Origin of the sequence: Halobacterium bonnevillei, from assembly GCF_009831555.1 — an archaeon.
Taxonomy (GTDB): domain Archaea; phylum Halobacteriota; class Halobacteria; order Halobacteriales; family Halobacteriaceae; genus Halobacterium; species Halobacterium bonnevillei.
The window spans coordinates 1-7,517 of sequence record NZ_WUUU01000145.1 but is presented as its reverse complement, the minus strand read 5'-3'; the positions used below and the strand labels follow the sequence as shown (position 1 = coordinate 7,517).

Sequence of the window (7,517 nt, the reverse complement as noted above, 5' to 3'; positions counted from 1 at the left end):
CCCGCCGCCGCCTGAACGAGCACGCGTTCGTCCGCCTCGAGGCCGCCCCACTCGTGGAGGCAGTGGTGCGCGGTGAGGAACTGCACCGGGAACCCCGCGGCCTCCCGGAACGACGTGCCCTCCGGAACGTCGAACAGCGCGACCGCAGGGGCGGTGACGTACTCTGCGTAGGCGCCGCCGTCGACCATGGCGACGACGCGCTCACCCTCCTCGCGTTCCGCGCCCTCGCCGACCGCGTCGACGACGCCCGCGGCCTCCATCCCCGGCACGTACCGGGGCTGCGGGCCGCCGTGGTAGTGGCCGCGGCGCTGCATCACGTCCGCAAAGTTCACGCCCACCGCCTTCACGTCGATGCGAACCTCGCCCGGTCCGGGGTCTGGCCGTTCCCGTTCGACGCGCTCGAGCGTGCTGGCGTCCCCGAACTCCGTGACCTCGATTACCTGCATACACACAGTCCACGAGCGCCGGCCGCAAAAAACGGGGTCAAACGGCCGACAACTCGGCCCGGGTTTCACCCCGGAACGACTGGAGAGCGTTCGGCCGAACAGTCACTCCGGCGCGACGACCTCCAGCGTCTTGTCGATGACCGGTCGGTCGGCGGCCCGCGGGAACGAGACGGCGACGGCGTCGAGGCCGTCCAGTGCCTCGAACTCGGCGACGCGCTCGCGGACCTCCTCTGGCGTGCCGGCGGCGCCGAGCGCGTCCAGCAGGTCGTCGCCGACGGCACCGATCGCTCGTTCGCGTTCGCCCGCCTGCCAGGCGTCGTAGATGGTTTCGGCGGTGTCCTCGTAGCCCTGCCGGGCGAGCGCGTCGCGGTAGAACGTCCCCATGCCGCCGACGTAGAAGGCGAGGTGCTGGCGCACGAGGTCCCTGGCCTGATCGCCGTCGGGGAGCGCACAGCACGGCAACACGAACGTGGTCCGGACGTCGTCGACGTCTCGATTTCCGAGTTCTGCGCCTCGCTCGAGGTCGTCCAGACGGTCTGCGAACCCGTCGCGCGTGAACATCAGTCCGTGCCAGCCGTCCGCGAACCGGCCCGCGAGTTCCACCGCCTTCGGTCCCATGCCCGTCACGTCGATGTCGGGCGCCGGGTCCGGCGGCGTCTGTCGCAGGCGGAACCCGCGCGTCTGCACGACGTCGCCGTCGTAGTCGACCTGGTCGCCGGAGAGCACGCGCCGGACGACCTCGACGTACTCGCGGGTGCGTCGCAGCGGCTGGTCGAACTCCTCGCCGTGCCAGCCCTCGATGACGGCGGGGCCGCTGGGTCCGAGGCCGAGGCGGAACCGGCCGCCGGAGTGCTCCTGGAGGGTGGCGGCCGTCTGTCCGAGGAGCGCGGCACTGCGCGAGTACGTGTTCACGATGCTGGTCCCAAGCCCGATGTCGTCGGTGGCGTCGGCGAGCGCGGCGAGCGCGGTCACGGCGTCGCGGCCCCACGTCTCCGGGAACCACGCCCGGTGGTAGCCCAGCGCTTCCGCGTGCTCGCCGATGCCGACGACGTCGTCGAGGGAGTCCTGTGCGGCGACAGGGAGGTGGACGGTGCGGTCAGTCACGCATCGAGATTGGCTGCACCGTCGCATAAAACTGCGTCAACGAGTGACAACCCGCGCTCCGTTTCCGCGCGCTCGACGGACCACTGAACTGGTACCCCGTCCCGGAGGGCGAACACTGAACCGCCACGCTGTCGATGGGGCACGTATGCCCGACGAGGACCCCCGAATCGACCGCCTCACACCCGAGGAGGCGTTCGCGCTTGTCAGCGACGAGACGCGGTTCGCCGTCCTCCGCGCGCTGCAGGCCGCCGACGACCCCCTGTCGTTCTCCGAACTGCGGGACCGTGCCGGCGTTGACGACCCCGGACGGTTCAACTACCACCTCGGCGAACTCACCGACCAGTTCGTCGCGAAGACCGACGAGGGCTACGCGGTCACGCCGCCTGGTGAGCGCCTCGTCGGCGCCGTGCTCGCGGGCGGGTACACGGCCGCGCTCGACGCCGACCCCGTGTCCGTCGACGGCGAGTGCCTGAACTGCGGCGGGTCGCTCGTCGCGCGGTTCCGCGATCAGGGCGTCACCATCGACTGCGAGGACTGCGAAGCGATGTTCACCAACCCGCAGGTGCCCGCCGGCCTGGTGGCGGACCAACCGGTCGAGGACGCGCCCGCCGTGGTCGGCCGCTGGAACCGGGTCGTCGCCGCCGCGGTGGACGCCGGCATCTGCCTGAACTGCTACGGACCGCTGGACCGACGCCTCTACTTCACTACTGACGACGACGCCCCCGAATGGGTCGCCGAGAGCGACCTGCTCGGTATGGTCTATCACGACTGCCAACGGTGCGGCCACGCGTACAACGCCGCCGTCCAACTGGCCGTGCTCTCCCATCCGAAGGTCGCTGCCTACCACGACGACCACGGCATCGACGTTCGAACGACGCCGGCGTGGGAGATTCCGTGGCTGGAGGTCGGTCGCGGCACCGTCGAGTCGATGGACCCGGTGCGAATCGTCCTCCCGATTCCGCTCGGCGACGAGACGCGGACGTTCGTGTTCGACGGCGACCTCGACGTGCTCGAAGTCCGGACAGAGTGACAGCCGTCGAATAGAAACACAGTTCTATCGCGGCTCGAACAGAAGTGACGTTCTGCGAACAGTTACGTCGGGTGCTGCCGTGCAGTCACCCGTGACATCGACTGACTGCGAGTCCCGCTGGCCGACGCCCGAACCCGAACAGACTCGCGTGCTGTTGCTCGGCACGAACCACCTCGATAGCCCCCGCGTCGAGGGCGTGCTCTCGGCGGAGCGACAGCGAGAGTTCGAGGAGTTGATAGCGCGCTTCGCGGACTGGGCGCCGGACGGCGTCTGCGTCGAACGCTCGCACCGTCACCAGGACCACGTCGACGATATCTACTGCGACTACGAGACCGGCGACCGCGACTACGCCGAACAGACGACCTTCGAGTCGCCCCGCATGGGCCTGGATGACCCGGAAGTGACGTGCCAGAGCGAGGTCGTCCAGGTCGGGTTCCGCCTCGCGGAACGCCTGGGGCACGACCGCGTCCACGCCGTCGACTACATGATGGACATGGCCGCCCACCTCGACCGGGATGTCGACGGGGAGTGGCTCCACGCACAGGTCGCCGCCGGGTCCGAGAAGCTCCCGGCGTCGCTGGCACCCGAGTCCCACGACCCCGTCGAGGTGTGGGGCGACTCGGCAGTCACCGAGTTCCTCGCGTGCCAGAACCGCGAACAGCACCTCCGAGCGAACGACCGTGCGCAGTTCACCGCCGCGTTCGGCGGCCCCGAGGAGCGCTACGTCGGGTCGCGTCTGCTCACCGGCTGGTACGAACGCAACCTCAAGATTACCGAGAACCTCCGACTCGTAGCCGGGAAGACCGACGCCGACCGCTTGCTACTCGTCGTCGGAGTGGGTCACGTCCACATCCTGCGCCACCTCCTCGACAACGTCCCGTTGCTCTGTCCGGTCAGTCCGCTCCCCGTCCTCGAGGCCTGACTCCGGCCCCGGAACAGACGTACTGGCGGTTCGATGTGACGCGTCCGGCGCGGACGTCCACTTTCCCGACCAGGTCGGACTCGCGACTGACCGCACGGGCGACCGACGGTACCGGACGCTCCTGCGACTCGCTACTCGTCGACGAGTTCGAACTTCTGGACCTTCCCCGTCGTCGTGCGGGGGAGCTCGTCGACGAACTCGATTTCGCGGGGGTGCTTGTACTCCGCGAGGCGCTCCAGGCAGAACTGCTTGAGTTCGTCTTCCGTCACGTCGGCGTCGGGCGCCGTCACGACGAACGCCTTCACCGTCTCGCCGCGGCGGTCGTCGGGAATCCCTGCGACGGCGACGTCCGCGACGGCGTCGTGCTCGAACAGGAGTTCCTCGACCTCCCGCGGGTAGACGTTGTAGCCCGCGGTGTTGATCATGTGCTTCTTCCGGTCGACGACGTAGAAGTAGCCGTCCTCGTCGTGGTAGCCGAGGTCGCCAGTGTGGAACCACCGCTTTCCGTAGGCCTCGGTGAACGCTTCCTCGTTTGCCTCCGGGAGCCCCGAGTACCCCTTCATGACGTTCGGGCCCGCGACGACGAGTTCGCCGGTAATCTCGTCCATGTCCGCCTCGTCTTCGTCGACCGGCCCCGTCTCGATTGGCGGGACGTCCTCGAAGTCCTCAGTGACGATGCGGGCGTCGATTCCCTCCAGCGGTTTGCCGATGGAGCCGACGCGGCGCCCCCAGTTCGGGCTGTTGAAGTGCGTGACCGGGCTGGTCTCGGTGAGCCCGTAGCCCTCGTAGATTTTCACGGGGTAGAGCTCCTCGAACCGCCGCAGCACCTCGATTGGGATGCCCGACCCACCGACCGTGCACTGGCGCAGCGACGACAGGTCGAACGCCTCGGCGTTCGGCTGATTGATGACGTCGTTGTACATCGCGGGGACGCCGTCGAACAGCGTGAGGTCCGCGTCCGCGACGAGCGCCATCGCCTCCTGTGCGTCCCACGACGGCAGCGGATAGAACGCGGCGCCGGCGAACAGCGCCGCGTTCATCGTCACCGTCATCCCGTAGATGTGGAACAGCGGCAGCACGCCGATCTTCCGGTCCTCGGGCTGGACGTCGCCCTCGACGATGCCGATCGACTGCTCGGCGTTCGAGGTGAGGTTCAGGTGGGTGAGCTGGACGCCCTTCGGCTTCCCGGTGGTCCCGGACGTGTACGGCTGGACGGCGACGTCGTCGTCCGCGCGATCCGCGACGCTGTCGTCGCCCTCGGTGAGAAACTCCCGGAACGGCGTCCCGGTGTCGGTGTCGCCCCCGACGGTAACCACGCGCTCGACGCTGGTGTCGTCCCACACGTCCTCGACGAACGGCACCACGTCCGCGAGCGCGACGACCGTCGTCGCGCCGGAGTCCGACAGCAGGTGCGAGATCTCGCGGCTCTTGTACTGGGGATTCATCGGCACGACGGCACACCCCGCGCGGAGCGCGCCGTGGAACGCCACCACGAACTGCGGGAGGTTCGGGAGGTAGAGCGCGACCCGGTCGCCCGGTTCGGCGCCGTGCTCGCGCAGCGCGGCCGCGAACTGCCCGGTCTGCGCCCAGAACTCCCCATAGGACAGTTCGTGGTCCTCGTAAACGACCGCCGGTCGGTCCGGTTGAGACTCGACGACGGATTCGATGGTGCGGACTAAGTTGGTCACGAGAGACCCAACGCGGGACGGCGGCAAGAAGATTCGCGTAGCCGACGGTGCTTCCGACTCGGTGGGCTTTTCCCGGGTCCCGTCCCATCCAGACGCATGACCGGTTTCGACGCCGACGACGCGTCCGCGTTCATCCAGTCGTACGTCGACGACCACGGGTTCCTGTCGTTCCTCGACCTCGACGTGGAATCCGCGGGCGACGGCGAGATGACGCTGCGCGTCCCGTACGACGAGAAGCTCACGAACCACGGCGCCGGCGAGGGGAACGTCCACGGGGGCATCGCGGCGACGCTCATCGACACGGCGGGCGGCCTCGCGGTCCGAACGGCGCTGGAAGAGCCCGTCGGCGCGGGCGTGGCGACAATCGACTTGAACGTCTCGTACCTGCGGCCAGCACGCGGTGACCTCGTCGCCGACGCCAGCGTCGTTCGCGTCGGGTCGACCGTGGGCGTCGCGGAGGTCTCAGTGACTGCCGAAGAACCGGACGGCGACACCGAGGAGGTCGCGGTCGGCCGCGGTTCCTTCCGCATTTTCAACTGACGGCCGCGAACTGCGCGCGCCGCGGGCACCGGTACTTTTTCGCGCGAGCCGCGCCACGTAGGGGGCATGCAGCTCTTCTGGCACCGCCGGGACCTCCGCACGGCGGACAACCTCGGTCTCGCTGCGGCCGCTGACGGGGACGAATTCGGCGACGTGGTGCCCGTGTTCTGTTTCGACGACGGCGTCATGGAGCACGCGGGGCCGCCCCGGGTTGCGTTTATGCTGGACGCCCTCGACGGCCTCCGGGAGCGCTACCGCGACCTGGGCAGCGACCTCGTCGTGCGGTACGGCGACCCCTCGGCGGTGCTGCCGCGGCTCGCCGGCGAGTACGACGCCGACCGCGTCGTCTGGAACCACGACTACTCCGGGCTCGCCGACGAGCGCGATCGGGCAGTGCGTGCCGCGCTGAGCGACACCGGGATTACCCACGAGCAGTTCCACGACGCCGTCCACCACGAACCCGGGGCGATTCGGACGAACGCCGGCGACCCGTACGCCGTCTACACGTACTTCTGGAAGAAGTGGCGCGACCGCGAGAAGGCCGACCCCGCGCCCGAACCGGCTCCCGGGGACCTCGCGGCCGTCTCCGGCGGAGCAATTCCGTCGCTGTCCGACCTCGGCTTCGACGACCCTGACGCAGCCGTCCCGCCGGCGGGCACCGCGGCGGCCCGCGAGCGCCTCGAGTCGTTCTGCGAGGCGGACATCCATCGGTACGAGGAGATGCGGGACTACCCCGCAGAGGGCGCCACGTCGAAGCTCTCACCGCACCTCAAGTTCGGAACGATCGGCGTTCGCGAGGTGTTCGAGCGGACCGAGGCGGCGCGTGCTGCCGCAGACGGCGAGGCGGAACGCGAGAGCGTCGTGGAGTTCCAGGGCCAGCTCGCCTGGCGGGAGTTCTACGCGCAGGTCCTCTCGTTCAACCCCGAGGTGGTCACGAAGAACTACAAGGACTACGCGAACCCGATCGAGTGGCGGGACGACGAAGCCGCACTCGAGGCGTGGAAGCGCGGCGAGACCGGCTATCCCATCGTCGACGCGGGGATGCGGCAACTCCGCGACGAGGCGTTCATGCACAACCGCGTGCGCATGATCGTGGCGTCGTTCCTCACGAAGGACCTCCTGCTGGACTGGCGCGCGGGCTACGACCACTTCCGGGAGCGCCTCGTTGACCACGACACCGCCAACGACAACGGCGGGTGGCAGTGGGCCGCCTCCACGGGCACGGACGCTCAGCCGTACTTCCGCATCTTCAATCCGACGACGCAGGGCGAGCGCTACGACCCCGACGCGGAGTACATCACCGAGTACGTCCCCGAACTCCGGGGCGTGCCCGCCGAGCAGATTCACGCGTGGCCGGACCTCGACGCCGACGAGCGCGCCGAACGTGCGCCCGAGTACCCAGACCCGATCGTCGACCACAGCGAGCGGCGAGAGCACGCGCTCGCGATGTTCGAACGGGCGCGCGGCGAAGACGACTGACCGTCTCCGTCCCGTTCGGGGGTCTAAGAGACCGGAGCGCCGAGTCAGCTCCGACGTAGGTGTGTGCTCAAATTCTCGCAGTGACCGATTACGCGCTCCCGGGCGACGACCTCGTGACGGCCGGCTAACGCGACGTACGGCGGCCTTACCGACGACTAGGGGCTGTTGTACTGTTCGTTCGCGGTCAATTACAAACTTCGACCGGCGGCATCCCCGCTGGCATGGTCGACCAGACCCGCCGCACCGTCCTCCAGTCGCTCGGCGCCGCCGCTGGCACCGCGCTCGTCCCCGACCTCACTGCCGCCGCG

General features: G+C 69.0%; 7 protein-coding genes. 4 read left to right on the top strand and 3 right to left on the bottom strand.

Features of this window, described 5'->3' with window-relative positions:
• Both GRX66_RS14410 and GRX66_RS14405 read right to left on the bottom strand, forming a co-directional pair.
• On the bottom strand, window positions 1-446 hold a 446-nt coding region (locus tag GRX66_RS14410; protein WP_159527182.1), incomplete at its 3' end, for a quinone oxidoreductase family protein.
• Between the two features lie 102 nt (window positions 447-548).
• Window positions 549-1,550, bottom strand: a complete 1,002-nt coding sequence (locus tag GRX66_RS14405) for a TIGR04024 family LLM class F420-dependent oxidoreductase (RefSeq protein ID WP_325064130.1) — start codon at window positions 1,548-1,550, stop codon at window positions 549-551.
• A gap of 145 nt (window positions 1,551-1,695) precedes the next feature.
• Here GRX66_RS14405 and GRX66_RS14400 point away from each other — a divergent pair, with 145 nt between their 5' ends.
• Window positions 1,696-2,580: a winged helix-turn-helix domain-containing protein gene (locus tag GRX66_RS14400; protein WP_159527180.1), complete on the top strand. Its 885-nt coding sequence runs from the start codon at window positions 1,696-1,698 to the stop codon at window positions 2,578-2,580.
• A 91-nt stretch (window positions 2,581-2,671) separates the two neighbouring features.
• Entirely contained in the window at window positions 2,672-3,502 is an 831-nt protein-coding gene (locus GRX66_RS14395; protein ID WP_159527179.1) for a DUF5694 domain-containing protein, read from the top strand.
• 131 nt (window positions 3,503-3,633) lie between these two features.
• On the opposite strand, the gene GRX66_RS14390 is transcribed toward GRX66_RS14395, so the two are convergent.
• Complete coding sequence (locus tag GRX66_RS14390) at window positions 3,634-5,190, bottom strand: long-chain-fatty-acid--CoA ligase (protein ID WP_325064129.1); 1,557 nt, start codon at window positions 5,188-5,190, stop codon at window positions 3,634-3,636.
• A gap of 96 nt (window positions 5,191-5,286) precedes the next feature.
• Here GRX66_RS14390 and GRX66_RS14385 point away from each other — a divergent pair, with 96 nt between their 5' ends.
• Window positions 5,287-5,730 carry a PaaI family thioesterase gene (locus tag GRX66_RS14385; protein ID WP_159527177.1) on the top strand — a complete coding sequence of 148 codons (444 nt, stop codon included), beginning with the start codon at window positions 5,287-5,289 and terminating at the stop codon, window positions 5,728-5,730.
• Window positions 5,731-5,796: 66 nt separating this feature from the next.
• Window positions 5,797-7,209, top strand: a complete 1,413-nt coding sequence (locus tag GRX66_RS14380) for a cryptochrome/photolyase family protein (RefSeq protein WP_159527176.1) — start codon at window positions 5,797-5,799, stop codon at window positions 7,207-7,209.
• The last annotated feature ends 308 nt before the right edge of the window (window positions 7,210-7,517 follow it).